Source organism: Lewinella cohaerens DSM 23179, from assembly GCF_000379805.1.
Lineage (GTDB): Bacteria > Bacteroidota > Bacteroidia > Chitinophagales > Saprospiraceae > Lewinella > Lewinella cohaerens.
In genome coordinates this window covers 1-25,362 of record NZ_KB903559.1, presented here as the reverse complement: position 1 = coordinate 25,362, position 25,362 = coordinate 1, and the positions used below count along the sequence as shown (strand labels likewise).

Sequence of the window (25,362 nt, the reverse complement as noted above, 5' to 3'; positions counted from 1 at the left end):
TGAAGGTAAGGCATCCTTTTTCAAAGACAGATTAACCGTTGAGAAGAAAAACAAGAAACATTATGCCATCACTTTTTAAGTCAGCAGCAGGAAAAGAGGAAATCCTTAGTCTTTATAATGAGAAGCTCAGTGAATTGAATATTGATTATGAGTATCAAGTCATTGATTCCAGTTTCGGAAAGACGAATATTATCGTAACAGGTTCGCCTTCGAATCCACCTTTGATGATTGTACATGGGTCGAATGGTTGTGCACCAATTAGCCTGGAAACATATCCACAGTTAGCGACTAAATTTCAGGTGTTTGCCATTGATGTTCTTGCGCAGCCTAATAAAAGTGCGGAGACAAGGTTAAGTATGAAAGACGATTCGTATGGCAAGTGGCTGAATGAAATCATAGGCTCGCTAGGATTAGAGAACGTGACGCTAGTAGGGTTTTCCTTTGGCGGGTTAGTGATTTTGAAGACACTCATCAACAAGGAAGATAAAATCAAGGAAGTGTATTTAGCCGCGCCTGCCTACATCGTAAATGGCAACCCACTGAAGGCATTGTTTAAGGTGTTTATACCAATGAAAAGGTATATGAAAACAGGGAAGCTGAAATTTGTAGAAAAATTTCTATCGGAGGTGTTTACCGATAGAGATGAATTTGCGATAAAGTATCTGTCGAAGGTTTTTCTCCATTTTGATATGGATTTCACGCCGGTGCCGGTGATCACGAAGGCCGAGGCGAAGGGAATAAAAACGCCCATCACCTTGATCGCGGCCAAGAAGGACATTATGTTTCCTGGTGAGAAAATGCTTCGGCGAGCTTCGAAGTTATTTTCGTCGCTAAAGGAAACGGTACTGCTTGAGGACTCCAAGCATGTTCAGAATAGGGGAGATAATAGCAGGATTGAAGCGATGATTACGGAGGATGGTACCTTTGTCTAAGATACGGATCACCTCAAATAGATAAAGAAGAGACACTTCGCTCTATGCACATGTTGAAATTTGACTCGTATGTCGAGTCGTTTAATGGGTATGATGTGGAAGCGTTGCAGTTAGGTGAGGTTGGAGAGGTATCATTTTCGTCTCAGGCGTTTAAATATATGGAAGAAGAGGTTGAATTAGCCTACGATTTGAGAATCGTCCAATTGGGAAATGATTTTTATGCCTTTTATAGCTTTGATAGGGCGGACAGGTTGGATCAAATGAAGCATACGATTGATGATATTATAGGAAGCCTTTCGGCGGAAAATTTTGAAGGAAAATAAAGGTTGTTGATGCTTATTCCTACTCAATAACCTCAAACAACGTCCCGAGATAAGCTTTTTGCAGCATGGCTATCAATCCAGAAATTCTCACTTCAACATGAAAGCTTGAATCACCGTGTGTACATGAGGCTATTCCATGCCGAAAAAACCGCCAAGAACCTTAGTAAGGTTAAAAAAAAACATAATTGGAGGTAGGTCTTTTTCTTCTAAGGTTGTCTTAGAAAAGTAGACAATGGCCGAAGGAAATTGTCAAGACAACGTGTCTAAAAGAAAAGGCATGATTTTTTCCTTAACAAAAAATATAAAATGGAATATTTAAAAGTCTCAATTTTACTTCTGTTAGGAGTAGTTTTTTCTATTTCTTCCTGTAAAGATGATGAAGAAACTTGTATTGAAACGGTTTGGTATGAAGATGCAGATGATGATGGATTAGGTAATCCAGATGTCAGCCAGTTCTCATGTGAACAACCGGATGGCTACGTGACAGATAATTCTGATACCAACGATGCAGGTGGTAGCGGTACACCTTTGTCTGCGTTCGACGATTTTAATCCTGAAGCAGTAACATTTTCCTTTGATGGAAATGAGGTGACAATAGAATCTAATGGACTTCCAAATCACACATCACCCTATTGGGAAGATACACATCCTTTGCATATCGAGCAGGTGGTAGGTGACCATCTGACTCCTGGTCGAATTAACAGTGGGAGCTTCACTGTTACTCTTCCGCTTGATCCACAATTAGCGACCTCTAGTTCAGCTACGGGGTTGGGTGCCATTGGAATTTCTGTAACTGGTGCACCTATTTTCAATGACGAAGAAGGGCCAAATCGACCTTTGGATGAAGCTACAGCTTTAGGATTTGATTATGCAGGGGGGCATAATGGTCCATCTGGATACCATTATCACATTGAGTCTTCTGATGTACCTGAAAACACAATATTATCCTTTGATGATGAGCAATTGGTGGGTATTATGGCCGATGGTTTTTTAATTTACGGCAGAAAATGTAATGCTATTGGTGACCATCCCGCTGATTTAGATGAGTCAGGAGGACACACTTCCTCAACTCAGCATAGTGATGGAGAAGAGTTCTATCACTATCACATTATCAATGAGTTTTATATCAATTCTTATATTCTACTGTTTGGAGGAGATTTGCAAGGGACGCCAAACACCATTTTTTAATTAAAAATAGACCTCACACACCGGGAAGTGCTATGAATCACGTTCATGCGCATACACCATCTTTATGTATGAGGTCTATTCAATTTGATTCTCTGACAATTTTTCAGATTGCAATAAATTACTGAGTATTATAATTTCTTGATTTGGTGTAATCTCTTTTTACAAAATCCACAAGATGAAGTACATTATTTTTGCACTATTTTCATTAGGTGTATTTTTTACAAGTTGTACTGAGAAGAGAGACGTAAAACGCTCGGATACGCTTGTTTTTACTAAGGCTTTGCTAGAAATACCGAATATAATTATTGATAATTCAGAACTTCATTATGATAATAATAAGTCACTTTGGAGTTTGAACGACCAGCTATATTCAGGCTATGCTGTGAGTTATTACCAAGATGGCAATCTAAAGGAGAAAATTGGCATCTTAGGTGGGAAAAAGCAAAACCAAGCTATTCAATGGTATCCTGATGGCCATTATAAACAAACGGCAAATTATCATAAAGGAAGATTAGATGGAGAGAAGAAGGTGTGGTCTTCCGAACCGGCTCATGTGCTAATTGCTCAACTGAATTATAATGCTGGGAAAGCACATGGCGAACAAAAAAAATGGTACCCAACTGGGGAGCTTTTCAAGAAATTAAATCTCAACATGGGGAGAGAAGAGGGCATTCAACAAGCATTTAGAAAAAATGGGGCTTTGTTTGCTAACTATGAAGCGAAGGAGGGTAGGATTTTTGGATTAAAAAAAGCAGCACTTTGTTTTGGTTTGGAAAATGAAAATATTCAATATGAAAAATAAGATAATTCTTTTTTTATCACTGGCTAGCTTGGTTGGATGTAATGAATCACAGCAAAACAAAAGCAGCGTTGAAACGCTCCCTTTTTATGATGAAGCTACCTTTACACCCCATTGGATTTCTCCTAATGACGGTATATTGGATACGTTTCACCAGATCTCGCCTTTTAAGCTTACGAACCAGGAAGGAGACATTATCACAGAAAAAACCTTTGAAGGCAAAATATATGTAGTAGATTTTTTCTTTACTATTTGTCCTGGAATTTGCCCTAAGATGACTGATAATATGATAGAATTGCAGGATGAGTTTTTAAACGATGATGATGTTTTGTTATTATCGCATTCTGTTACTCCTGAAAGAGATTCCGTCTCCGTTCTGAAAAAATATGCAGAAGATAAAGGTATTATGTCTCATAAGTGGCATTTAGCTACTGGAACGCAACAAGAAATTTATAAACTAGGAAGGAAGGATTATTTTGTTGAAGAAGATTTAGGTTTAAATAAAGAAGAGGGCGAATTCTTGCACACCGAAAATTTTGTATTAATTGATGAAAACAGGCATATTAGAGGAATTTACAATGGTTTGAAAAAGGCCTCAATCAACCAATTAATTGTTGATATAAAAGCATTGAAACAGGAAAGATAACGGTAAGTATGATAAAAGTTGTTCCTTTTGAAGAGGATATGCAAGAAGAAATTGATTCTCTGGTCAAGGAGATTGGAAATGAGTATAAGGAACCAATTTTTTCATCGGCTGCGGTGGCAAAAAAAAGGATTGCTGACAAATATTGGGTGGCTACTCATAATAGTAAAGTAATTGGAACAGTAGCAATAATCGTACTCGAAAATAGAAGTGGCGTCTTGAAAATGATGTTTGTAAGTAAGGCCTATCGAGGGAAACATTATGGCGTTTCTCAATTGCTTTTTCAAACAGCTCGGAATTGGTGTAGGGAAGAAAAGATCACCTCTATTTTTCTGGGGACAATGAACCAATTTAAAGCGGCGCATAGATTTTACGAGAAAAATAATTTCACAAGAATTGAGAGGGCTAATTTGCCTTTAGACTTTCCCTATAATCCGTTGGACGATATTTTTTATAAGAGTCAAAAGTTAGAGTGATCTTACTTTAGCATCAAACAACGTAAAACTCCCTGGATTCAGCAGTGAGCGCGTAAGCGCAAAACGGGGCATTGATGCTTATCTGCCCTATAAGTGCAATCTCCCTAGATCGGCCTTATACAACTTCTTTATAAGCCTCGCGCTTGTATTGGGAGGTGGGTAGAGGAAATAACCTTGCAGCTAATATCATGCTTCGCTTTTGCTTCATTCCTACCATACGGACAGACGAGTTGGTCAATAGCACTCCCTCTTTGCCCGTTTTTTCGACTAAGTCAACAAATAAATGAAGTTTTTCCTGGCTTTTCTGATCAACAGAAATCAACTCTTTAGATCGTCACCTTAATTGAAACGAATGATTAAAGTGGATTCGTTGTTGTAATATTTTTTTGTCAATATTATTATTTATTTGTCAATTACATAAATATATTGTAGCTTTATGACAATGTAATGAATTAGATCAATTAATAGAATCATGATGAGAACTAACAAATTTTCCATTTTCGCTTTTATGTTATCGCTACTTTTTGCCGGAGCATGTCAATTTGCTCCAAGCGAGAAAGATATTTTTATGAAAAATATTTCGGCCTTCGGAGATGGAATAGAGATAGGCTGTGGATCGTATTCTTCAGCTGAGGTAGAAGCAAGAGATACAGAGTATCTAAGGATCATCAGTGATTATGCAACGGTATACGAAGAGCTATCTAGTGCTGAAATCAAGAAAGTAAAAGAGGTTCGAGCGAGTTACCTTATTTGTCGAAGTACATCGAAGGTAAAAAATTGGTTTTCTGAAACATGGGATTCTTTAACTGAGGGGCCTTAGGTGATCTAATTTGAAGCCTATGATAGTATTTGACAATGTTTGAAAAAATTAATGAAAATGAAAGAGCTAATCAGGTATTCAATAGTAGTGGTCTTGAGTTTTTCAGTAGGGGCCGCTGGAATCATAATTTACAATATGAGCAAAAAGATGGACGCTTTAAATGCTCAAAACGATAGGCTAAGTATACAGAACACCAATATGGAATTTTCACTTGATTCGCTTGGTGGAGTTGCTAAGGAAATTTTATCAGAAAATGATTACTATCAAAAAAATGATAGCCTGCATCGCTCTAAAAAAAAGGAGCAAGATGCGTATATAAGTTTACTAAAAGATCGTGTCAATATTTTAACAGCCGAAATAGATGAGCTAGAAGGTATTATTTCCGAAGAGCCGGATCGAACGAAGTTGGCGGTTGCCAAATCAGTAAAAAGTATTGAAGCGACTTGGGAAGAGAAGTTTACCAATTTTCACGTTGAATTATCTTCTGACGGTAAGGCGTTTGCAAACCTAGAGGACAATCATATTGTACCCAATGAAAGTCAGGCATCCATTGTCTCGATAAGTAAAATTCAGCAGCAAGTTGCCAAAACGCCAGTTGTTTTTCGTATTGCCTTTGCGATATTGATACTTGTTGCTTCTGCTTGGTTTTTTAGCCAACAAAAAAAACGCTAAGACTATGAAACCAGTTGACTATTTTGACGATAGCTTGAAGGGGCCCGAATGGCTTTTATTTGGGGTGCCGATTCTGCTCTTGCTTATTCCTGGTGTTGAGTGGGTACACCTATTGTTTATCTACGTGGCTGTTGTTGTAGGGCTGTTTACTTATGTTTATCCGGTGACGGTAAATGCATGGGTACTAAATGCGGTTCATTATTCAAAAAGCGAAGATGATTCTGTGTGTACTCGTCTCACTATTGAAGATTGGGAGAAGCGAGTTGTTGGTCAAGTTAAAGAAGTTACGGGGTATATGACAGAAATCCCACTTTTATGTAAAAGAATAGAAAAAAACAGAAGAAAGTTGACTAACCTCTATGGGGAAATAGCGTTCCCTAATAGGGTTATTACCCAAAAACATTTCACTCAAATAAGTAATCTCGAAGGTCAAAGGAAGCAATTAGCAGATTGGTTATCCGTTTTAGATAAGTACCTCTCTGAATTGGAAAGGCAGCTGAGTGTTTACCATTATTTAGCACAAAGTAAATATAGAATAGACCCTTGCGAGTTAGATAAATTATTTGTAGAATTTTCTTTAGTTATTAATAAGGGCGACGTTTATTTTCGTAACCTTTCAGAGGTTATCGCCAATGAAGATGATTGGTGTAATTAATTATTTTGAAAATTGTCAAAATAATTACCTATTTTACTTTCCAGAGAATATAATGGCCTTAAAGTCAAACATATACTGGGCAATAGCGTTGACTAATAAGAGTAATGTTTTTTGTCAAAAAAATAACATATTTCTTTGTCATTAATATCTCTTGTCCTACCTTTGTGGAACTTTTTAAGTATCTAGTACGTAGGAATAGAAACCCAAACTATGTATTTTTCTGAAGGACAACCTTTCTAAATTGTCGTTGTTTTTTTGAATTTGAAAAGAAAGTCTGACTTCAACAACTAATCCTATTATGAACTCCTATATAAATCGAAGTACGGTTGTTTATCTAAAACTCAGTAGTTTAGGTAGCGATAAAGATTTTAAAGAACTAGAACAATTTTTCTCAAAGGGAATTCATATATCTAAAGAAAATACTTTTGAAATTACTCAGAGTATAGCTAATTTTAATTTTTATAAAAAGAACTTTACAGAACAATTAAATTTGGCCATTGCGTTAGCAAAAAAAAGAAACAAACCTTTATTTATTTCTCATTTTACGCCTTTCACTGAAGTAGAAAGTATTCCGTGGTTACAAAATTTAATTGATAGCAATCTAAAAGTTAGATTTTTAGACTCTCCCTCTGTTTCAGAACAAGCATTTCCTCATTTTATTTTTATCCATAGCAAAACAAAGGCTAGGCCTAAGGAAAGAAAAGTTAAAGCAAGTAAGCAAGGATTACATCTTCGGGATAAAGACCATCAGGCACTGAAGGTTCGAAAACGTATTCAGAAAACTTATTTTAAGGCTAATAATATTACTGCTATTGAATTTTTATTAAAAGAATCAAAGGATAATGATTATACGTTATCAGAGCTGGCAGAAAAAATGACAAGTCAAAAAATAAAAACATCTTTAGGGAACAAGCACACCCCCAAAAGTGTCAGTAGGCTATTTGATAAAATTGAAATACTAGAAGATATATTTACGAAAGACCTTTCTATTAAAAATATTGATAAGAAATTAAGTGAGTTGAAAGATCGCTTTGCTATGTCCGGAGTTATGGAAAGGCAGGTGGCGTCTACATTGGAGGTAGCAGTTAGTGGTGCTAGGAATCTATTAAGCAGAACCGGAGAGTTACCTGTGAGGGTAATAGAACAACAATATGAAAAATATTTTAGTAAAATAAATAATAATAACAAGGCTGAAGAAAAACTAGATACTGTGCCTTTGTTATGGGAGGCAGAGCCATTTAAAGTATTAGATTTTTCTGAGTTTATATGTTTAAAGTTTTCTTTAAATTTAAGAAAAGTAAGAATTCGAATATTTCCAGCACTTCATCATCAAGAAAGGCAAGAGCTTGATGAATATGACAGTGGTGATAAATATATGAATATAGAGAAAGGATTGAAGGAAATAAAAATAGACATCGTCGAAGAAACGACTTTACTTCCCGGGCGATACTATTTATCAGTAGAAGCAGAAGGCTTTCAGCCTGCATGGCAAGTATTCACGATTTTAGGAGATATTAATCCATTAAATTATAGCAGGGAAGAAATAGATCCGATATCTCTTTTTGATGAACTCACAGGATAATTATTCTTCCTCTTCTCGGGTAGGTTGAATTTTCAACTGAGCATTACCAAAAAATACGCTTGCTCCCCAATAAGTAGGATGGCTAAAAATACCCTTTTCGATCATTTTACGCTTGACCAAATGTAATGCTTCTCCCATTGTGTGTCCTTTAATTAGCTTCCGCAAAAAATCGATTGAAATATTCTCGGCAGTAGCACCATCAATACGATAAATATTTGATAATATATTTTTGCTGCCATTTTTTATAAAAGCATTCAATAGAGAGGAAATACTTCCTGTTCTTTCCATGCGACCCCATTTTGCTCGGCACGCATTAAGAACGAGTAATAGTTGAGTATTAGACTGCAAGTGCTCGAGAATGTGTTCTTGTGTTAAAAGATTTTCTTCTTCAATTTTACTGTTGTTAATAATTAGACCCAGCAAATGTTCATTGTCTTCGAAATCCTGTTTTCTGGAGTGTACGTGAAGATAAGCCATTTCAGCATTCTCATAGGCTTGGTAAAAATCCTCTCTTTTATAGGGTTGAGTACTATCAAAAGTAGTATGTTGATTGGGAGCTAGTTTTGCAATTGTATTATACGTTTTTACAAAAATATCAGACTCTGCCGTTCGTTCAAATTTTTGTTGATTATTTACCCTTCCTGTTACTACCATGCTCAATGCTCCATTTATTGGCATAGGAGCTACGGCAGTCTCGTGAACATGATTGCTGTAAAGGCTCTCGGATGAAATGGCATAACTTACTTCTATCCTACGGTCTAAGAATGCTAAGTCACTAAATTTAAAAGTGCCAAAATCATTATCATCTTCACCATCGCTAGGAAACAGCTTTTTGCTTTCAATTATATCAGGTGTTAGGAGTCCGAAGTTTAAAAAATTAAGCTCCCCATCTGGAATGACATAAATTCTCTTATCCTCACTTAAATTTAAAGGGGCAATTAGAAGGCTGTTAAGTTTAATTAAGTGGTGGTACAATTCAACATTCAGGTCATTAGTGTTGAGCGTGTTGATTTCAGGTTCAAGATCTGCATACTGTTTGTTGGCAGGCCTGTTTATGCTAAGTCTACCTGTTTCCCATATTGTGTTATTGATGATCTCCTCAACTCTATGAGTACTGCTTTTGATTTCATCAATGGCCTGTTTGGGGTTGGGGTGTTCGGTTAGCAGGTTTTTAAAATCAAAGGCATTATCTTTATTACTTATGATCATTACAAACAAGCTATCCTCTCCTAAAACATAGGAGAGAATTTTACCCTCTCTTGTTTTTTCAAAATGGCTGTGAATAGAACTTAAGTTAAAGTTATCAGTTTTGCTTTTCCCGCCTTCTTCCGAAGACTCTTGTGTCCTCAATGAGGCAACAAACTCTGACCTGATTTTAATCTGTTTTTTTAACTTTATCTGTTCATTGTGAACATATTGAATAGTGTCTAAAATAATACGTTCTCTCTGAGCCTTATTTGTTTGCTCTTTACCAGTGAGCCCCTCGAGCATATCAACGATGCTTTTTTCTGTCTTATTGAACAAGCTATTGGTATCGTCTTCGTTATTAGCCATCCCCCGTTCATTAACCGAAGACAGGAATATGTTCCTTTGGGTACGGAAACTCTGAAAAATTTTATCGTTTAATTCATCGCTATCTCCGTTGCTTCGATCGTGGCACTGGTATTGCCTATAGAGAAATTTTAATCTCAATTCAATGATCAAACTGGCCTGTCGTGAATAAAGCATTCTTACAATGCCTGGATCTTTGACTTTTAAGGGGGAATTACCATTATTTAAAACATTGTTATAGATATCAAGACAAAGGCGACTTACATTCATACCTTGGTCATAAAGAGACTGCTGGGAAGGGGTTAGCACTTGACAGTCTTTACTCAATGACACTGAAAACTCCGCCCATAGTATTTTTAGGTGAACCTCCAGGGCTTTGAATAGTGTAATCCAGGAGATGTCTTCCATTCTCCTCCCTTCGCTGTTCTTCGGAAGAGCCCACTGGTCTTGCCCTAATTCAGGAGCAAGAACCTTTATTGCTGATAGAGAAGACGCTTTGGCTTTTTCTAATAAATTGGAAAGTAGATAGACCTTAGCAAGGTTTATATGGGCATTTGCCTTACTGCTATGGTATTTGTTGGCCCTGTCGAAACATTTTTCACGATGCTCTATTTCATCTTTGAAATTAGCTACGACCTTGTCAAATTCCGTGGTTTTGGGAGGAGAAAAATGGATTTCAGGTTCGGTCAGACGGTAAAAACAATACCAATCCCTCATGGCTATATTGCAAAGGTTATTTGCCTTGTAACGATGGAATGGAGCATCCTTAAATGTCTCACTGAGGTAGTACTTAGCGTCATAAAGCCTATCCCTGGCTTCTGAAAAGAGGCCTTCTGCTTTCGCGGAATCTAGCTCTACTTTCCCCTTTCTTGCAAGTATTCTGCCTAATACATTATTTGCGATGCCTACATATAAGTGATTGTCAACTAATTGAGAACGCTTCTCCATAATGTTGAGGCTACTCTTTAGGAAATCTTCTGCGAGATCAAGGCTGTTTAAATCAAGGTATACTTCTCCCAGGAGGCAAAAACAACGGCCTACCATATACCCTTCTTCGTCATTGTTATAGGTGTTTGCAATGATCAAATACTCGATTGATCTCAAAAAGGAAAGGATCGCATCATAAAAATTTCCTAGTTTCCAGTATGCTTTCCCCATCACGACACTAGTTCTAGCCAATGGCCTAGCGTTGCGGGCATCACTTTTGATATTGAGGACCTCTTGTTTTAATTTTTGGCTAAGTTCGGCAAGGTCTAAGGATTTCGCATATTTACCAAAGTAGAAGTAGAAATTAGAAAGGTGGATAACGGACTCGGTGATTTCAATTGCCAGTCTCTCATTTAGGTTTTTTAACCAAGCCCAGTTTTTATGGCTGTTCTTCTCCAGGTCTTCAACAAAACGTTTGAGGGCCTGGAACCCCGAGTTTTCTTCACCTAAATACAAGCAGGCTTCACTCCATCGGTTAAAAGCGTTCAATTTTTCCTCCGTTAGTTGTCCTACCTCCTTGAAGCCCGTAGGAGGGGCACCAAAGCGAGAGCGGAAATCATCCCTTGCTTCCCTAAACCTGTTTTCTCTAAAGTATTCGTTGAACGCCTTCATACTGTAGCTTACTCCATTTCGTGAATTAGACAGTGTCTAACCCAGATGCTCACACAAATAATAAATTTCAGCTTGAAAAGAAAATTAGCCTTTCTTCTAAAGTAGGGGACGATGTACGCAATCAAAAAACTATGTTTTTAAATGTTTTATGTTGGTTGTAGTAAATTGCGTTATTCGCAAAGAAACGATATATACACATAAAAACTGAACGAATAGTCAAATAATTTATCGAAAAAAGCGCTTATGGTAGTACTTATTTTTTCTTNTTGAAGAGAACAATAATTAATAATATAACTGTTTGCAAGACCCTATATTTGAAGTGATATACAAATGACTTCGTATAGAGTATATACACAAAACTACCTATGAAAAACGGGAAAGCATTCATCTATAGCGGAGCGGTACTCCTTTGGTTTTTACTTGCCACGGTCCTCACCACCTGCAACAAAGAAGACCTACCGCCTTCCGGTATCACCGATAAAATGCTCAAAATAAGGGTTCGATTTGACCCCGATCAAGCGCGGCTGGATAGCTTTGGTAATCCCTCGGTTGTGCCAGCGGCCAATGCTACACAGACGCCCAGCTTCAATACGATGAGTGCTCATTTTATTGAATTGGTGGGCGATGAGTTTACGCCTTACCAGCAAGGGGCATTTCTCTATAAAGGCGAAGAAGTATCGGCAAATAACACAAACACTTATGGCTTTACCACGGCCATTGATTTTGATAAAGCATTGGTGACTGCCGAAGAGGAAGTGTTTCTAGAGATTCCTTTGTCAGCTATTGATACCGGTATTTATCATCATATTCGAGTGTCGGTTGCTTATCAAAATTATGAGGTGCTGTATAATTTGAACAACGTTCCTGTCATCAACTCCTTGCCCCAACAATCCGGAACAATAGCTTCGTTTGTGGGGTACAATACGTACATCAATAGTTTGCAGGTGGATGAACTAGAGGTCGCTGTTAATGCACCCAAACTTCAGGGGTTTTGGGGCTTTGAGACCAAGTTGTCGGAGCCGTACAGCAGTTATAACCAAATTGTTACGGGGCAAGCACCTGCCGATGCTACCACGGTCGTCAATCCTTTTGCGAATGCTCCTATCCCCAGAGGTTCTTGCGTGGTAGCGGGGAGTTTTGATATTCCGTTGAAGGTATCATGGGAAGAGCAGGAAGATGTGTACATGACCTTGTCGTTTTCCACCAATGGCAGCTTTGAGTGGATCGATACCAACGGCAATGATGAATGGGATATTGATGCCTCGAATAGTAGCCAAAGTGAAAAGGTCGTGGATATGGGACTAAGAGGATTACGCGCCCTTTGGGAATAAGAAAATACTATTATTAATTAGCTATTGTTGTCTTGGATGATTGTACATTTGAGACAGCTTAATTAACCAAACACCAATTAGTTATGGCAAAGAGTAAGGATTCAAAGAAAGCAGTGAAAAAAGAACCTGTTAAAACACCTAAAGAAAAGAAGGCAGAAAAGAGATCGAAGAAGCCTAAGTATGACTAGGGCAATAATTTTGCCAGATAGTCATTAAGAAAAACCTCTTCCGGATCTTGCTCTTTCCGGTGGCGTAAGAAATTATTAAAGTAAGGATAAGCCTCCGTAGCCTGTTCACTGGTAAAGGTATTCATCTTGCCCCAGTGCGGTCGCCCTTCGTATGCCTGGAAGATTTCTTCTAGTGCAGAAAAATAGGGCAGTGGGTCTTTTTTCGCATAAGCATGGCAGGCGATATAGGCCGAATCACGGCCTTGTGCCGGACTGAGATAAATATCGTCTTGCTTGACTACCCTGTTTTCGATCGGGAAATGAATCGGAAACCGCTTGCGCGCAAAGAGCCTACGAATGTCATGAAGTACCTCGCGCTGCGCAGCAATGGGAACGCTGTATTCCATCTCGTTGAACTTCACCAGCCGCTGCGTGGCGTAAACCTTATGGCTGGCAAAAACCTTACGCACCGGCGCAATGGCCGCCGCAGAGAGCTTGGCCACATTTTCGTTCAGTTTAGGAAAGTGATACGCCGCTTCACACAAAACCTTAAACGCATAGTTCTCCAAAACATACTCCGTAAAATGATTGAGCCAGGATACCTTGTCCGCCTGGTCGGTAACAATATTTGAGGTCTTCGTCCAGGCGGAATCAGTGTAAGGAAACCAGTAGAATTCAAAATTTCGTTCCTGCCGATAGCGGTCTTCTAATTCTTGCAATACGGTGTCTAGTGGCTCTTTGAGGTTTTGCAACGCCAGCCGGTAGGCGGGTACACATTGCAGCGTGATCTCCGTGATAATGCCCAGCGCACCCAGCGATACNTGCGCAGCTTTAAAGAGCGAGGCATTCCGGGTAGGAGAACATTCTATGACCTCGCCAAGGCCATTTACCATACGCAATTTTACGACCTGCGTACTGATGGAGCCAAATTGCAAACCGGTCCCGTGCGTCCCTGTCCCGATGGTGCCCCCAAGGGATTGTCGGTCGATATCTCCTAGGTTTTCCATGGCCAAGCCGTGGGCAAATAGCGCATCTCCGAGGGTGTAGAGTTTGGTGCCTGACCGTACGGTAGCCTGCTGTAACCCATGGTCAATGGATACGATGCCCTGGTATTGATCCAGGTTGATCAGTGTTTGCTTGGTGGTCCAAAGTGGCATAAAAGAGTGCGCACTGCCGATAATACGGACCTTCTTACCTTGCTCGCAGGCTTGGCGAACAAGCTGCTGTATTTCTTCTTCGCTGCGAGGGGTGGCGATTTCCGCAGGTGTCCATTGATGGTAGTTTGACCAGTTCTTCATAATCCCTAAAATTACTATATTCAGTCTGATTACAAACATTCTCATCTTATGAATAATGCTCTTTTCGGTGTTCCTAACATGGATGTTTACCTGATAATGGGGATACTCGTCTTTTTTATTGTACTGGAAGTCATTGGTGGCTATTGGCAAAAAACGCAACGTACAAACAGTGATTGGATACAGGAGTTTGGTGCTTTTATGGTACTATCATTGCTCACGAAGCCAGCGCTGGTGTTATTGGTGTTGTTTTTGGGGAGTCAGTTTTTTCCTGATCAACAGGCACTTTTAGCGGAATTGCCGCTGTGGAGGAGTTTGTTGATATTTCTGTTTGTTGATGACTTTCTGCAATATTGGTACCACCGTTTTGCTCATGAATATGAGTTTCTGTGGAAGCTCCACCGCCCTCATCATCAGGCAGAAGAAATGGGCTTTTTTGTGTCTTATCGCAATGCGGCCATTTACTACCTGTTTATGCCAAATATCTGGTGGATTGGCCTCTTTACTTTTCTGGGAGGAGCAAAAGCGGTGGCTTTGGGCTTGGTGCTGAAACAGCTTGTGATCATCAGTTCACACAGCACTATTCCTTACGATAAAGTGCTTTACCGTAACAAGTTTTTGCAGCCCTTGGCGAGTGTTTGGGAGCGCATTTTTATTACCCCGGCCTTTCATCACGCACATCATGGCAAAAGCCGCCGCGATGGGATCAGCGACCCCAATGGCAATTTTGGTAATATGTTTTCTATCTGGGATCAATTGTTCGGAACAGCTCATTATAGTCGTGAATTTCCAACCTTGTACGGCCTCGAAAATGACCCCAAGGAACCTTGGACAGCAGCTTACCTTTATCCGTTGGTAGCGTCAGATGACCCTCGCTCGGAAATATCCCGAGGGTTTACAAAAAAAGATACTCGAACGAATGAGCCTGCCATGATGAATCTAAAGGAAGGAGAACGCTACCTGTTTTGCCAATGCGGCAGGAGTCAAAATCAACCTTTTTGTGACGGCTCGCATCATGGAACGAAGTCGAAGCCCTTACTTTTTACTGCCCAGCGGAGCGGCCCGGTCCGACTTTGTAATTGCAAGCGTACCAGTGCAGCTCCTTTTTGTGATGATTCCCATTTGAAGAACAGCTAAACGCCGGCTTGGTAAGTCTTTTTTAGTGGTAGTGAAAAACAGTATCTTTATTTCAAATAACACCCCTATTAATGAATTTTAAAAGCTCCATCATCTGCCTGTCGATACTCTTGATAGGCTTTAGCCTTAATGCTCAGCGCGTCAACAACGAATCGGTAAGGATTACTTATCGTGGGTTGCCGGAACAGCCTTTTCCTTTAACCTCCAATACATATTCAGTATCTGTGAACGTGCTTGGTGATCAGGATTTGAGTAAGTTAAAACCAGAAACTTCTCCGCAGTTGCTAATTGAAAAATATTTGCAGCTTGAATCTTTTCGGCAATTGATTGCAGGCGGGCATTTTCATATTAATGTTCAGATCGGTGAACTGAACATTACTCAACTGACGAATGAAGAACGCAAAACCACTACGACCAAAGACAGCGTCAAGACGACAACCATCAGTTATTACAAAAAAGTGGTCTACCGATATCCTATCACCCTTCAGGTACTAGCCCCTTCAGGGGAAGTGTTACTGCGAAAAGTTGAAAACAATGGTTCCAACGGGATGGTGTACGAATTCAAAAAAAACAAAGCCAGCTATTTTCCCACGATCAAAGAGCTAGACGCCAGTTGGGAAAAGAAAAAGGAAGACGTCCTGAATGGATTTCGTGAACACTTGATCCCCCGAACTTTTGGAAAGTATCAGGAATTATTGATAGCAAACTTTGATACCCGCGTTGCCACAGAAAAAATAGACCTCCAGTGGCCCAAGGGCAAGAAGATACCAAATGGCGACGAGCATGATGCTAATATTGCTACGGCTGCGAGTATCCTGAGTAAAATGACAGCCGACGGCGCATTGGCGCCTTTGCAAGAGGAAATGGCACCCGTGAAGGCTTTTTGGGAAGCACAACTTCCTTTACTGCCTACTGATAACAAACGCTTAAGAAAAGTACACTACGCTTGTTTGTACAATCTGGCCTTGGTAAGCACTCATCTGGAACAGTTTGACGAAGCGCGTACCTATCTGGCCGCTTGTGAAGCATTAGGAGAGAACAATAGAATGACCAATCAGCTAACCGGTACTTTAGACGATATCGAAGCCAGTTTAGTGGAAAACGAACGACCATCACGGCATTTTGTGATTGATTTGAGCGATGCCGTCGGCCCTGAGGGAGTTGATTATACACAGTATATTAAGATCAATGGCCGCCGGGATCGTGCCGTTCAATATGAAGGTTATATCATTACCAATAGTGGTGATTCACTTACGGGGAATTTTGTTTTTTCAGACGGCGAATTCCGCGAGCCAAGTTTTTATGAATCGGGAAATACGATCTTTGTTTACGAACAAGATGGAAAGACCCAAAGCCTGTTTTTTGACCCTGACAAAACCACGAAAGCAGGATTTCAAGGGCGTACTTTTATTGTCATTGATTATTCTCCCCTGCTTGCTTTGGGGACAAAAAAGAATATCATGGAAGTGCTGGAAGGAGGAGCAAAGTTAAGCCTCTACCGTTACTACCCCTTTCGTGTAAATGAAAACAAAGAAAACGAGCCGGACGCTGTTCTTGTTATTCATAAAACAGGCGAAAAGCCAGAACCACTGAGTTTATTCAACCTGTCGTTTACGAACTGGCGTAAATCCTTTGCTGCTTACTTTCCCGACTGTGAAGCATTACAAGAGCAAATCAGGGCAGGGGAGTATAAACGGAATGAACGGCGGATGAAAGATGCTATCCGTTTGTACAATAGCAATGATTGCGAATAAGCGAACTTTTTTCAGTTCCTTTGTGTATTAGTAGGCGGCTGAAAGTACTTTTAGGCGTCTATAGTCTTCCAAGGCAGGGTTTGTAAATTCTGACTTAGCAGACTATACCTATATCTTTATAAAAATAACAAAGAATGGAAACGAAGCGCCAACGGCAAGTTGCCGAACTCGTGAAGCGGAATTTTAGCATAGTGTTGCAGGAAATTGGCGTCTATATCTACGGTAGCCAGCCTTTGGTTACGGTTACGGAAGTGAAAATGTCTTCAGATTTGGGCTTGGCCAAAATCTACCTCAGTATCTGGAATACGGATAACAAGCAGGCAGTGTTACTCCAGTTGGAAGAAGAAGCCCCTCGACTGCGTACAGCCTTGGCGAATCGCCTCAAGCGACACGTACGCCGTATACCGAATATAGGCATCTATGAAGATGAAACCATCGACGAAATGTATCGCGTAGAAACGCTGTTTAACCGCCTCCACGAAGAAGATCAAATGGGGAAAGCAGAGGATGAGAATAAAGAGGAGGAAGAGAGCTGATCTACTCGCAAAAAAATCAGAAGCTTAGCTTCTGATTTTTTTTTGCCTAATGATTAAGGATGAGGTGTAAATCACCAAACTCGTGCCAGTAGTACCCCTGCTGAATGGCTGCCTCGTAGGCTTTACGCAGATGCTTTTTGCTAGCTAAAGCCTGAAGCATATACAAATGAGAGGCCTCTGGCTCATGAAAACCGGTGAGGAGTCCGTCGATAATTTTCATTTGATAGCCCGGCTGGATATATAGCTCGCTTTGACTGTTAAAGGCGGTCACTAGACCTTGAGCGTTTGTGGCGGTTTCTATAGCTCTGACGGCTGTGGTGCCTACCGCAATAATGTGTTTCCCCTTCGCTTTCGCCAGGTTGATCCGCGCCGCATTTAAGGGCGAAACGATAACAGATTCAGGGTAGGGCATTTCTCCGGTTTCCAGGCTTGATACACCGGTGTGTAAGGTGATGGGTATGATTTGCACCCCTTTTTGTAGGAGTCCTTCGATTATCCCCGGTGTAAATCCTCTTGCGGCGGAAGGCATTTCAGCACTACCAGGAACGCTGCTGAAAAAGGTCTGGTAGTAATTTAGCGGATAGCCCTGATCCAGATTTTGGTACTTTATGGGTGAGCCGTACTGGTGCAAATATTCCTGCCAGGGCAAAGGCAATTTTAAGCTGATTTTCCATAGGTGCAGTTGTTGAGCATTTTGATAGAACGGGGTGATTAAAGTTGCCAAGCCGCCTTCTGGTAGATTGAAAGCCTGCCCAGCAGTACCATTCCGCCAGCGTTCACTTTGGTTGCTATGAACGGCTCTGATTTCGGCGAGCCAGTGAAGATCATCCAATTGGGTGCTTAGATGGAGGCGGGCTGCTTGGCCACTCTCTAAGATGATGGGTAGCGCAGCCGCCACGGTGGCCGAGTTGTTGACCACCAAGACATCACCTTTCGTCAAATAATCCGTCAGGGCCTTGAATTTTCGATGCTGAATATCCTCACCATTATGGTTACTTACGAGTAGGCGCACTTCGTCGCGTGCAACGCCTCTTTCTTCTGTCGGTAATGGGCAGGAGAGTTGTTGTGGTAGCTCAAAATGAATGGGGGAGGTTGTCATTGTCATAATAAATAGGTTTGTGTTTAGAGCTACCCTCCCTCGATCCTGAGGATCGGTCCCTCCAAAGGGACACATTTTGATGGTGCTAGTAGCAATAACACCACTGATTACGAAGGTGAAATTATTTTGACTTGGACTTGGGTGGTAGTTCTTTGGGTAAAGTTGTAGAACCAATCCAACGCCACCTGGAAAGAGGGGGGAGGTTAGGGAAACTACGCTACTGCATCAATGGTATACCTACCACTAGGTGCCTCCGCTCGCAAAAGTCTAAGTAAAGCAGGTAACGCAGCTTCCTCAGGTAATGGCCGATCCGTAATGTCTTCGCCAGGAAAGGCTGCTTGATGCATTTGTGTACGCATATCGCCAGGATCAAAAGCATACACTTTCCATTGGGGGTGCTCTTGCGCAAGAATAGCGCTGAGGTGATCGAGCCCTGCTTTGCTGCTGCTATAGGCCCCCCAAGTTGGGTAAGCCGCTACTGCCGCATCGCTACTGATATTGATGATTGTAGGTTGGTCTGTAAAGTGAGCTTGTACTTTTTGCAAAAGGGAAACAGGCGCAATGAGGTTGGTGTGAAGGACTTTGTGTAAATTATCCACCGGATGCTCAAGTAAAGAAGCCAATGGAGATACCCCTAAGGCAGAAGCGTTATTGACTACCAGATCAAGTTGCCATTGCTGGTCGCGAAGTGTATTGCGTAATTGGAGTAAGTGAATTTCATCGCGTACATCACCCGAAATGGCGACTACTTTGGTGTGTTTGGATAGCTCGTTGTGGGCTTTCAGTAAGGTCTCTGCATTACGACCATTGATAAGTAATTGCCAACCATTTTTGGCCAAAGCCAGTGCTAAAGCATAACCTAATCCGCGAGAAGCACCTGTGATCAGTGCTGTTTTGTTATTTTTCATAATCTCTGTTTTGTTAGAACAAAGATCAGGGGACTGCCCTGCTAAAACCACGACCTATTGGCCCGATTGGTGCCTGGACGATGGTACAGGTAAGAAGCCGTTTAAATCAGAATAAACCCCGTTGAGTACCCACCAAAACAGCTTCTGTTCGGGTTTGAGCATCCAATTTCGCAAGAATAGAGCTAAGGTGGAATTTGACGGTCCGCTCGCTAATAAATAGCTGGCTGGCGATTTGTGGATTGGTGAGCCCTTGTTTGACCAACACCAATACTTCCCTTTCTCGGGGAGTGAGTGGAGAGTTGGGGTAATGTATCTCAGAGGAAGGCGCATCCATTTCAGGGAGCTCCTTCTGCACTGTACTGAGTTGTTTCTGCAAGGCCGCTAAATCCTTTTTCAGGGCGGTTAGGTCAACATTGGATTCTTCATTGAGCTGGCGCTGTATTTTTACCAATGCAGGCTGTACTAATTGTTGGAGCACTTTTTGTTCGCCATTGCTTTGGGAGCTACTGTTGTCTGCCAAGGATTGCGCCCGGGTGCGTTGTACGGCAATGGCCAAGAGTTCACTAATGGTTTGTAATAATTGTAATTGCCCCTGATCAAGTTGTTGATTTTGTTGGTGCAATACATTGAGAATGCCAATTTTTTCGGCATTAGAACTGATAGGTATCGAAGCGTGAAATTTGAGTCCATCCTCTACTTCAGCGAGATTTTTGAGTCGGGAGCAAGCAATTTCACTGATGTTGCTAGGCTGGTTTAGGCTACTGGAAAGGTACTTGTCGATACAGTAACACCAGCCAGAAAGGCGTTCTGGGTGCTGACTCAAGGCTTTAGGCAATTGATGAGAGGCAGCTAGGTAAACATTCTTTTTATCGGCTTGTACCAGCCATATCCATCCACCTTCCAAGTCAAGGACCTCCACCGTTTTTTCTAGTGCTTTGCGCAAAGCAGCTTCCAACGTAAACTCTTGGTTTAGGTGGCGGGCAATCTCGTAAAGGGGTTGGAAGTATTTTTTTTCGGTCATGGGATGGACGAATTTGAGACCCAAATTTAAAGAAAAAGAGATAAGCCCTATCTTGAGAGCAAAACAACGATCAATGAAGCAATTTCTACTCTTAAGCTTTCTATTTTTTACCTTTTGCAGCCTCAATGCACAGGATACTGTTCGGGTACAAACCCTGACTTGGGCAGATGATGCTCGCTCCGGATTTTTCCAATTTCCTGATGATGCAACACAGACTTACGAAAAGATTCTCATGCGCTACAATATGCGCTGTCATGACAACGCCGTAGGTAGTGGCAATGTAGGCTGCCGGGAATGGGATTATAGCTGTAATACTTTCATTACCGACCCTACGCTCCAAGACTCTTCCCTGAGTCGCCATCCTTCTCATCTGGTCAGTGGGTTTGCTGGAGAAGACTTTCCCTTTACAAGCCAACCTTTTTATACCTACACGCAATATGGCCAGCAACAAACGACCTTTTCGGATACGACCAGCCTCACAGTGGGGCAGATAGGAGAAGGGGTTGCGCCACTCAACATAGGAACACTGGAAGACCGTGCCCGTGCGCAGTACCTCTACGGCGCCGAAGAATTATCGGCCGCTGGTCTGAGCGCTGGCCCCATCACGGCGCTACAGTTGGAGGTGCTTGAAACAGGTGGAACCCTGCCCTTTTTGCGCTTGCGAATGAAAGCGGTGGATCAGGATAACCTCGACGCGACTTCTCCTGCCATTGATGATTTTACGGAAGTTTATTTTCAGTCTACGACTTTTACCGAAACGGGGTGGACTAGCCTGCCTTTCTATCAGGCTTTTGAATGGGATGGCACCAGTGATGTATTGCTGGATGTGAGTCAGACCGGCCAAAATTCAGCACCACTATTGCGTTTTGCAGGAACTGAAACGACCAACCTTACGGGACTTGGCGCTACCCCCGTAGATCAATACTACCTGGGCTTGCGAGGCACCGGGCAAGTAGATATACCAACAGCAGCATTGGGAATGACACAAGGCGTAACCGTCGCTTTCTGGTCTTACGGCCTGGAAGAGGCACTGCCTGCAAATACCTCTGTTTTTGAGGCAGTAGATGGTGCTAACCGCCGCCAGATGAACGTACACTTACCTTGGAGCAATGGCACTATCTACTGGGATTGTGGCAACGATGGTAGCGGATATGACCGGATAGAAAAACCAGCGAATACGGCTGATTTTGAAGGTCGCTGGAACCACTGGGCATTTACCAAAGATGCAACCGCCGGCACTATGGCTATCTACCTCAATGGAGAATTATGGCACAGCGGTACGGGTATGAATCGCCCCATTATGGCAACTCGCATGAAAGTAGGATCAAATATTAATGGTGCTAATGTTTATCCTGGCAACCTGGATAACCTCAGTATGTGGCAACGTGCCCTGACTGCCGAAGAGATTCAAGCCATTATGTACACCGAAGACATCCCTGGTAGCCATCCAGCCATTGCTTCGTTGATTGCACATTACCCCTTCAATGAAGGAACCGGTTTAGTGGCACAAGATGTTGCCAACGGTTTTGACGCCAGCTTGGTTGGCCCAAATTGGCAAACCTACCGAGGTGCAGAACTCTACTACGATTGGACGAGCATCAACTACCGTTTCTCTGCTCGCTTTGAGCAAGGCGTGCATACGACTGTCAACGAAACAGTACCGGCCATAGATTCTAGCTTGGTGTATCCTAGCACGGTCGTGGAGTATGCTGTAGACAGTGGGAATAACCTCGTAGTAGCCAATACTTACGAAACTTATCCAGCTACAGGGACTTACCTCTACGACGAAGACGGTAATATCCTCGAAACCTACCCGCTGACTCCAGAAGGAACGATCAATATTGAGGAGCTCACCTACCACATTAAACGCCCCGCGAAATTTGAGATTCTGTCCTTGGTCACCCCTTACGGCAACGGCCTGAGCTTGGGAGCGGCAGGAAAGACCTTTACTTTTGATATTACGGACTTTAGTCCCATCCTGAAAGGAGAACGCTTCTTGAGTATGGAAATGGGTGGCCAAAATCAGGAGGAAATGGACATTGAGTTTCTGTTTATCACTGGTACTCCTACGCGCGATGTGTTGTCGATTGAAAATGTATGGCCTTTCGCGCGCGGGTGGTTTGATGCTATTCAGGCAAATAACGTTTTCGAGCCACGCACACTACGCCTCAACCCTGATGCGGACACCTATAAGTTGCGGGCTAGTGTCACCGGGCACGGCCAGAATGGAGAATTTGTTTCTCGTGAGCACTACCTCAACGTCAATGGTGGTAGCCAGGATTTTCGTTTTGATGTATGGAAAGCTTGTGGCGAAAACCCGATCTACCCTCAAGGCGGTACCTGGATCTTCGACCGTGCAGGCTGGTGCCCAGGCATGGCTACCGATGTTCACGAGTTTATGGTGCCAGAAGACGCTGGCGAAACCATTGAAGTAGACTATGGTGTAAACGGCGCCTTTATGGCAGAAGCCAATTATCTTGTAGCGGCTCAGTTGGTAAGTTATGGTGCTCCTAACTTTACGCTCGACGCAGCAGTTGTAGATGTTATGCGCCCCAGCCAGAAGGTCGAATATGAGCGTTTTAATCCGGCTTGTCAGCAGCCTATCGTAGTGGTTAAAAACAATGGTACAACGACCATCACTTCTTTAGGGATTAATTATGGCGTTGTGAATGGCAATACGACCACTTACAATTGGTCAGGTAATTTGCCTTTCGGCGAAACCGTAGAGATTGAACTACCGGTAGACGATTACCTCTTTTGGGAAACGTCTGACGAAAATCCTCAGTTCATCGTAGACGTCTTTGGCCCCAACGAAGGCGAGGATGAGTACGCCGCCAACAACATGATGCGCTCGGCCTTCACGCCTGCGGATATCATGGACTACGAAAGTCTCTTTATTCAGATTAAAACCAATAACCGCCCGGGTGAAAACCGTTACACGATCAAAAACAGCAGCGGTGATGTGGTATTGGAGCGTAGCAATATGAGTACAGCAACGACGTACCGCGACGAGATCATGCTACCACCAGGTTGTTATAGCCTGACGGTAGAAGATGATGGCGGTGATGGCCTCGACTTCTGGTACTGGGCTGCTGTAGGCCAAAATGTAGGTACGGGCAACGTAAGCCTAAGACGCCAGTTGACCCAGACGTTTTTCGCTTCTGTGCAAACCTTCAATCCTGATTTCGGTGGTGATCTGCACTATGATTTTATCATTCCTCAAGCTGTAGGAACAGAAGAAGAACTCGAGAACCCACGTCGTTTCAGCCTTTATCCCAACCCCGCTCGGGAAAGTACGACCCTAGAACTTACTGGCTTCTCCGGCGAGCAGGTAGAATGGCAAATTGTGGACATGACTGGTCGGGTTTTCCAAACGGGCCAAACCATCGTTGGCAGTGCCGAGCAGTTAGAGCAATTAGATACACGCAGCCTGCCTGCCGGCATGTACATCGTAAAGGTGCAGCTGGATGGGAAGGTGTATAGCAAGGAATTGGTGGTGATGCCGTAGGGTAGGGTACTCGCTTCACTCGTGNGTGTGCTCGTTGCACTTGCGGGGGTACCATTCCGATTGCATCGGAATGGTGGTGGTGCTCTCCCGATAAATCGGGTCGCGGGAGGTGCTCGTTGCACTCGCGGGTTTTTGTTTACCGTAAAGGGTAAGCGAAAACCCGTTTTTTTGATGTCTAAGTGTAGACTGGGCCTGCGATTGGGGTACATTTAAATTATGTCGGCTCGTCGTAGTCCCCAGACTATCCCGACCTTCTTGGTCGGGACTATATCTTTCTGGTCTCCTGACCAGCGTAAAATGGACTAATACTGATTGCTGGTCGGGAGACCAGCGGGATATAACATGTTAGTTTGAGAACTAACATGAGCGATTCTTAAATAGTACCTATCTTACTCTTGTAATTGACATTAGGAATGGAAAAACAAGCGCGCTCTAAATGGTTTTCTACTATGATTTCTGTGCTCAACATAGTAGCCATTACAACTTTATATTTGAAATGTGAAGATATTTCTCTGGGGTGGCTAGTGGTGCTTATGTTGATTTGGATGGTGTTAACTCATTTATTGGACAATAACAGAAAAGAGGCCTTTGACGCAAAATTAGCGCAGCCAATAGAGGGTATTGTAGTCGAATTAAGAGGAGGAAAGTATAAACGAAAAAAGTGGTTTAGGATGTCTCTTTTTGCTGGCCTAGCACTCCTCTTTAATGGAGTAGTAGCCTCAACCAATCCTATGAACTTGAGAGTATTAATATTGATCTTGGGAATCTATTGGTTGCTTAATGGAGTATTAGAGTTTCTTTCAACGAAAAAAAGGCCGCAGATTAGACTAGTTCTTCTAGAAGATAGACTCCTATTGTTTGAAGCACCTAATCAAGAAAAAACGATCCTGATGAAGGATTTGAGGAACTGCATTTATAACGAGAAAAAGAGCTACATTTTCTCCTTCTACAATCAAAAAATCACCATCGATAGCCGGAATTTTGAAGAAGAAAATTTTGCGGAATTCAAAGCCCGTTTACAGTCAGTAACGGACTATTGGCTAAAGAAAAATGAGCAGCAGTTAACTTACTATCCCTAGTCAGTAGTGTCCGGTTATAAGTCAAAGATATTCAATTGGTTATGACTTCCGGGGTTCTGGTTTTTGGATTCAATTTTCATAATCAACTGATTTACAGGCGTTTTGTCAAAAGCAGAAACGCTCATTATTTGTAAAATTTCGTTCAAAGAGTGTAGACTTTTCAGCCTATACTTCAGAATAGCGACCAGCACAAAGGTGCAGACCGCGATCCAGATTTGGGTTTTGACAGCGTTGGGGCTTTCTCCCCAGAACTTCTTGATGCGCAAGTGCTGCTTGATCCACTTGAA

21 protein-coding genes and 1 pseudogene are annotated in these 25,362 nt (G+C 42.0%); 16 read left to right on the top strand and 6 right to left on the bottom strand.

What is annotated here, in order from left to right:
• Positions 1 to 62: 62 nt before the first annotated feature.
• The 10 genes from A3EU_RS0120395 (at position 63) to A3EU_RS0120345 (ending at position 8,090) form a co-directional block, all read left to right on the top strand.
• The gene (locus A3EU_RS0120395) at positions 63 to 932 is read left to right on the top strand and encodes an alpha/beta fold hydrolase (protein ID WP_020538054.1); all 870 of its coding nucleotides are present in this window, start codon (positions 63 to 65) and stop codon (positions 930 to 932) included.
• 50 nt (positions 933 to 982) lie between these two features.
• The gene (locus A3EU_RS0120390; protein ID WP_020538053.1) at positions 983 to 1,255 is read left to right on the top strand and encodes a hypothetical protein; all 273 of its coding nucleotides are present in this window, start codon (positions 983 to 985) and stop codon (positions 1,253 to 1,255) included.
• A gap of 306 nt (positions 1,256 to 1,561) precedes the next feature.
• Positions 1,562 to 2,443, top strand: a complete 882-nt coding sequence (locus A3EU_RS0120385; RefSeq protein WP_020538052.1) for a YHYH protein — start codon at positions 1,562 to 1,564, stop codon at positions 2,441 to 2,443.
• A 175-nt stretch (positions 2,444 to 2,618) separates the two neighbouring features.
• Positions 2,619 to 3,245, top strand: a complete 627-nt coding sequence (locus A3EU_RS0120380) for a toxin-antitoxin system YwqK family antitoxin (RefSeq protein WP_020538051.1) — start codon at positions 2,619 to 2,621, stop codon at positions 3,243 to 3,245.
• Positions 3,235 to 3,888 (top strand): SCO family protein, encoded by a 654-nt coding sequence (locus tag A3EU_RS0120375; protein WP_156825848.1) that lies wholly within the window; start codon positions 3,235 to 3,237, stop codon positions 3,886 to 3,888. The genes A3EU_RS0120380 and A3EU_RS0120375 overlap by 11 nt, the downstream gene beginning before the upstream one ends.
• An 8-nt stretch (positions 3,889 to 3,896) precedes the next feature.
• Positions 3,897 to 4,361, top strand: coding sequence for a GNAT family N-acetyltransferase (locus A3EU_RS0120370; protein WP_020538049.1), 465 nt, complete (start codon positions 3,897 to 3,899; stop codon positions 4,359 to 4,361).
• A 472-nt stretch (positions 4,362 to 4,833) separates the two neighbouring features.
• Positions 4,834 to 5,181, top strand: a complete 348-nt coding sequence (locus A3EU_RS0120360) for a hypothetical protein (RefSeq protein WP_020538047.1) — start codon at positions 4,834 to 4,836, stop codon at positions 5,179 to 5,181.
• A 57-nt stretch (positions 5,182 to 5,238) separates the two neighbouring features.
• The gene (locus A3EU_RS0120355) at positions 5,239 to 5,853 is read left to right on the top strand and encodes a hypothetical protein (RefSeq protein WP_020538046.1); all 615 of its coding nucleotides are present in this window, start codon (positions 5,239 to 5,241) and stop codon (positions 5,851 to 5,853) included.
• A gap of 4 nt (positions 5,854 to 5,857) precedes the next feature.
• Positions 5,858 to 6,508 carry a hypothetical protein gene (locus A3EU_RS0120350; protein ID WP_020538045.1) on the top strand — a complete coding sequence of 217 codons (651 nt, stop codon included), beginning with the start codon at positions 5,858 to 5,860 and terminating at the stop codon, positions 6,506 to 6,508.
• Between the two features lie 298 nt (positions 6,509 to 6,806).
• The gene (locus A3EU_RS0120345) at positions 6,807 to 8,090 is read left to right on the top strand and encodes a hypothetical protein (RefSeq protein ID WP_020538044.1); all 1,284 of its coding nucleotides are present in this window, start codon (positions 6,807 to 6,809) and stop codon (positions 8,088 to 8,090) included.
• Here the strand turns inward: A3EU_RS0120345 and A3EU_RS0120340 are convergent, their stop codons facing one another.
• A complete protein-coding gene (locus A3EU_RS0120340) occupies positions 8,091 to 11,240 on the bottom strand; it encodes a CHAT domain-containing protein (protein WP_020538043.1) in 3,150 nt (1,049 codons plus the stop codon). It abuts the gene before it with no gap.
• Between the two features lie 365 nt (positions 11,241 to 11,605).
• On the opposite strand from A3EU_RS0120340, the gene A3EU_RS0120335 reads away from it, so the two are divergent.
• Positions 11,606 to 12,571 carry a hypothetical protein gene (locus A3EU_RS0120335; protein WP_020538042.1) on the top strand — a complete coding sequence of 322 codons (966 nt, stop codon included), beginning with the start codon at positions 11,606 to 11,608 and terminating at the stop codon, positions 12,569 to 12,571.
• A 184-nt stretch (positions 12,572 to 12,755) separates the two neighbouring features.
• Here the strand turns inward: A3EU_RS0120335 and A3EU_RS0120325 are convergent, their stop codons facing one another.
• The gene (locus A3EU_RS0120325) at positions 12,756 to 14,036 is read right to left on the bottom strand and encodes a D-arabinono-1,4-lactone oxidase (RefSeq protein ID WP_044086260.1); all 1,281 of its coding nucleotides are present in this window, start codon (positions 14,034 to 14,036) and stop codon (positions 12,756 to 12,758) included.
• A 48-nt stretch (positions 14,037 to 14,084) separates the two neighbouring features.
• Here A3EU_RS0120325 and A3EU_RS31210 point away from each other — a divergent pair, with 48 nt between their 5' ends.
• The 3 genes from A3EU_RS31210 to rbfA all read left to right on the top strand — a co-directional run bounded on the left by A3EU_RS31210 (position 14,085) and on the right by rbfA (position 17,460).
• Positions 14,085 to 15,170 (top strand): sterol desaturase family protein, encoded by a 1,086-nt coding sequence (locus tag A3EU_RS31210; protein ID WP_020538039.1) that lies wholly within the window; start codon positions 14,085 to 14,087, stop codon positions 15,168 to 15,170.
• A gap of 71 nt (positions 15,171 to 15,241) precedes the next feature.
• Complete coding sequence (locus tag A3EU_RS0120315; protein ID WP_020538038.1) at positions 15,242 to 16,924, top strand: hypothetical protein; 1,683 nt, start codon at positions 15,242 to 15,244, stop codon at positions 16,922 to 16,924.
• A gap of 134 nt (positions 16,925 to 17,058) precedes the next feature.
• Entirely contained in the window at positions 17,059 to 17,460 is a 402-nt protein-coding gene (gene rbfA / locus A3EU_RS0120310) for a 30S ribosome-binding factor RbfA (RefSeq protein ID WP_020538037.1), read from the top strand.
• Between the two features lie 46 nt (positions 17,461 to 17,506).
• Here rbfA and A3EU_RS0120305 read toward each other — a convergent pair whose 3' ends face one another.
• The 3 genes from A3EU_RS0120305 to A3EU_RS33115 form a co-directional block, all read right to left on the bottom strand.
• Complete coding sequence (locus A3EU_RS0120305) at positions 17,507 to 18,565, bottom strand: S-adenosylmethionine:tRNA ribosyltransferase-isomerase (protein ID WP_020538036.1); 1,059 nt, start codon at positions 18,563 to 18,565, stop codon at positions 17,507 to 17,509.
• Positions 18,566 to 18,771: 206 nt separating this feature from the next.
• Positions 18,772 to 19,467, bottom strand: coding sequence for an SDR family NAD(P)-dependent oxidoreductase (locus A3EU_RS0120300; protein ID WP_020538035.1), 696 nt, complete (start codon positions 19,465 to 19,467; stop codon positions 18,772 to 18,774).
• Between the two features lie 106 nt (positions 19,468 to 19,573).
• Positions 19,574 to 20,488 carry a LuxR C-terminal-related transcriptional regulator gene (locus tag A3EU_RS33115; RefSeq protein WP_020538034.1) on the bottom strand — a complete coding sequence of 305 codons (915 nt, stop codon included), beginning with the start codon at positions 20,486 to 20,488 and terminating at the stop codon, positions 19,574 to 19,576.
• A gap of 73 nt (positions 20,489 to 20,561) precedes the next feature.
• Between A3EU_RS33115 and A3EU_RS0120290 the strand changes: the two genes are divergently transcribed.
• Positions 20,562 to 23,996, top strand: a complete 3,435-nt coding sequence (locus A3EU_RS0120290; RefSeq protein ID WP_020538033.1) for a T9SS type A sorting domain-containing protein — start codon at positions 20,562 to 20,564, stop codon at positions 23,994 to 23,996.
• A gap of 413 nt (positions 23,997 to 24,409) precedes the next feature.
• Positions 24,410 to 25,075, top strand: a complete 666-nt coding sequence (locus tag A3EU_RS0120285; protein ID WP_020538032.1) for a hypothetical protein — start codon at positions 24,410 to 24,412, stop codon at positions 25,073 to 25,075.
• A gap of 14 nt (positions 25,076 to 25,089) precedes the next feature.
• On the opposite strand, the pseudogene A3EU_RS34855 reads toward A3EU_RS0120285, so the two are convergent.
• A pseudogene (locus A3EU_RS34855) lies at positions 25,090 to 25,362 on the bottom strand (IS4 family transposase); the annotation flags it as partial.

Excerpts from the sequence above, each read along its gene's own strand:
- A3EU_RS0120285 (WP_020538032.1), top strand. The coding sequence starts at position 24,410 with ATGGAAAAACAAGCGCGCTCTAAATGGTTTTCTACTATGATTTCTGTG.
- A3EU_RS31210 (WP_020538039.1), top strand. The coding sequence starts at position 14,085 with ATGAATAATGCTCTTTTCGGTGTTCCTAACATGGATGTTTACCTGATA.
- A3EU_RS0120305 (WP_020538036.1), bottom strand. The coding sequence starts at position 18,565 with ATGACAATGACAACCTCCCCCATTCATTTTGAGCTACCACAACAACTC.
- A3EU_RS0120360 (WP_020538047.1), top strand. The coding sequence starts at position 4,834 with ATGATGAGAACTAACAAATTTTCCATTTTCGCTTTTATGTTATCGCTA.
- A3EU_RS0120300 (WP_020538035.1), bottom strand. The coding sequence starts at position 19,467 with ATGAAAAATAACAAAACAGCACTGATCACAGGTGCTTCTCGCGGATTA.
- A3EU_RS0120350 (WP_020538045.1), top strand. The coding sequence starts at position 5,858 with ATGAAACCAGTTGACTATTTTGACGATAGCTTGAAGGGGCCCGAATGG.
- A3EU_RS0120290 (WP_020538033.1), top strand. The coding sequence starts at position 20,562 with ATGAAGCAATTTCTACTCTTAAGCTTTCTATTTTTTACCTTTTGCAGC.
- A3EU_RS0120380 (WP_020538051.1), top strand. The coding sequence starts at position 2,619 with ATGAAGTACATTATTTTTGCACTATTTTCATTAGGTGTATTTTTTACA.
- A3EU_RS0120375 (WP_156825848.1), top strand. The coding sequence starts at position 3,235 with ATGAAAAATAAGATAATTCTTTTTTTATCACTGGCTAGCTTGGTTGGA.
- A3EU_RS33115 (WP_020538034.1), bottom strand. The coding sequence starts at position 20,488 with ATGACCGAAAAAAAATACTTCCAACCCCTTTACGAGATTGCCCGCCAC.
- A3EU_RS0120355 (WP_020538046.1), top strand. The coding sequence starts at position 5,239 with ATGAAAGAGCTAATCAGGTATTCAATAGTAGTGGTCTTGAGTTTTTCA.
- A3EU_RS0120385 (WP_020538052.1), top strand. The coding sequence starts at position 1,562 with ATGGAATATTTAAAAGTCTCAATTTTACTTCTGTTAGGAGTAGTTTTT.
- rbfA (WP_020538037.1), top strand. The coding sequence starts at position 17,059 with ATGGAAACGAAGCGCCAACGGCAAGTTGCCGAACTCGTGAAGCGGAAT.
- A3EU_RS0120335 (WP_020538042.1), top strand. The coding sequence starts at position 11,606 with ATGAAAAACGGGAAAGCATTCATCTATAGCGGAGCGGTACTCCTTTGG.
- A3EU_RS0120315 (WP_020538038.1), top strand. The coding sequence starts at position 15,242 with ATGAATTTTAAAAGCTCCATCATCTGCCTGTCGATACTCTTGATAGGC.
- A3EU_RS0120395 (WP_020538054.1), top strand. The coding sequence starts at position 63 with ATGCCATCACTTTTTAAGTCAGCAGCAGGAAAAGAGGAAATCCTTAGT.
- A3EU_RS0120345 (WP_020538044.1), top strand. The coding sequence starts at position 6,807 with ATGAACTCCTATATAAATCGAAGTACGGTTGTTTATCTAAAACTCAGT.
- A3EU_RS0120370 (WP_020538049.1), top strand. The coding sequence starts at position 3,897 with ATGATAAAAGTTGTTCCTTTTGAAGAGGATATGCAAGAAGAAATTGAT.
- A3EU_RS0120340 (WP_020538043.1), bottom strand. The coding sequence starts at position 11,240 with ATGAAGGCGTTCAACGAATACTTTAGAGAAAACAGGTTTAGGGAAGCA.
- A3EU_RS0120390 (WP_020538053.1), top strand. The coding sequence starts at position 983 with ATGTTGAAATTTGACTCGTATGTCGAGTCGTTTAATGGGTATGATGTG.